This window comes from Actinoplanes sp. NPDC089786, assembly GCF_040684855.1.
Classification (GTDB): domain Bacteria; phylum Actinomycetota; class Actinomycetes; order Mycobacteriales; family Micromonosporaceae; genus Actinoplanes.
The window spans coordinates 1-1,175 of the sequence record NZ_JBFBGU010000084.1 but is presented as its reverse complement, the minus strand read 5'-3'; the positions used below and the strand labels follow the sequence as shown (position 1 = coordinate 1,175).

The 1,175-nt window shown below is 36.7% G+C and carries 3 protein-coding genes; all 3 read right to left on the bottom strand.

Annotated features, from left to right (window positions below; translation table 11 throughout):
* A partial coding sequence (locus AB0O15_RS48035; RefSeq protein WP_260313840.1) for a DUF1660 family phage protein occupies positions 1-84 on the bottom strand: 84 nt, incomplete at its 3' end.
* A gap of 50 nt (positions 85-134) precedes the next feature.
* Positions 135-278 carry a hypothetical protein gene (locus AB0O15_RS48030; RefSeq protein ID WP_010905362.1) on the bottom strand — a complete coding sequence of 48 codons (144 nt, stop codon included), beginning with the start codon at positions 276-278 and terminating at the stop codon, positions 135-137.
* Positions 279-355: 77 nt separating this feature from the next.
* Entirely contained in the window at positions 356-1,036 is a 681-nt protein-coding gene (locus AB0O15_RS48025; protein ID WP_063283376.1) for a hypothetical protein, read from the bottom strand.
* Between the last annotated feature and the right edge of the window lie 139 nt (positions 1,037-1,175).

The following is a 1,175-nucleotide window of genomic DNA, read 5'->3' as shown; positions in this document are numbered from 1 at the left end:
GTCTGAGCGGTTGAAATCATAAATGAAGCACCCAGCATTATGCTTGAGTATTTCTCCGCATCTTACGCAACGGTCTTCGCTCATTGTAAATGGCAATGGTTCCCACTTATGCCCGAACAGCTTACACAAAAGTTTCATTTTCTATTCCTCCACCATTTTTTAATATCATTTTTGAAAATGAATATGATAAAAGCCATGATAATAAGTCCCCAAATTGGAATAGCAATCATTGCTGCTTTTATGATTTGTATTAATAATTCTTGCAATTCATTATTCATTCAATCCCTCCCCACCAGTCATTGACCAGATATTAGTTTGTCGGTCATTCAAATCTCCTTAGTATTCATGAAATAATTCATTCAAATAAACTCATCTGTCCTTTCTTTTCTTCTATGAGTGGAATCCAGTCAGGAAATTTACTTTCAATATGTTCAATTGCCTGTTCCGTCCATTCATGAATCCCTAAAAATTCCATTGCATCTTTGCTGTGAGGGATAACATTTATCTCTGAGAAACCAATCGGATTATTAGCACTGTTTTGAATGAAATAAACTTGCTTCACGGCCATTTCCAATGCATCACCATGAATGATTACACCATTCATCCCTCGGATTGCAAAGGCATGAATCAAGAATGAAATAGCTTCATCCGATAATTCTAATGCCTGGTACCAATAGTTACTCGGCAAATAGTTAAAAAAGTCTGCATTCATTCGATCATTTTGCCATTTTTGGATAATTAGAGTTCCTGTTCCTGCTCCAGTTAAATCAGCACCTCCAGAACCACCTACAAGCAACGCTGTGAGCTTACCAAGTTCATCTGGTGTATAATGCTGCCCTTTTGCTGAAACAGCTGAATGAGCCATAAAATAGTCTCTAAAGAAATCAATGCCCATGTCATGGTGGATATTTAAGATTTTAGAATAAAATTCTTCACGTCCTTTTTTATCAAAAACAAGCTCTTGGATTCTATTTGTAAAATTCATGTGTTCATCAACATTGAGCATGTCATAGAATTGTTGTTCAGTAATTGTCATCTATCCCCTCCACCACTTTCACTAAATCAGTCATCATCCCCTCCAATCGCTGCGAGTGCTTTTTCTAAATCAGGCAAAATCCAGTCTGTTTGAATAGTTCCTAAATGCCCATCACGTTTAATCGTTCCAATAACATGCT

Excerpts from the sequence above, each read along its gene's own strand:
- AB0O15_RS48030 (WP_010905362.1), bottom strand. The coding sequence starts at position 278 with ATGAATAATGAATTGCAAGAATTATTAATACAAATCATAAAAGCAGCA.
- AB0O15_RS48025 (WP_063283376.1), bottom strand. The coding sequence starts at position 1,036 with ATGACAATTACTGAACAACAATTCTATGACATGCTCAATGTTGATGAA.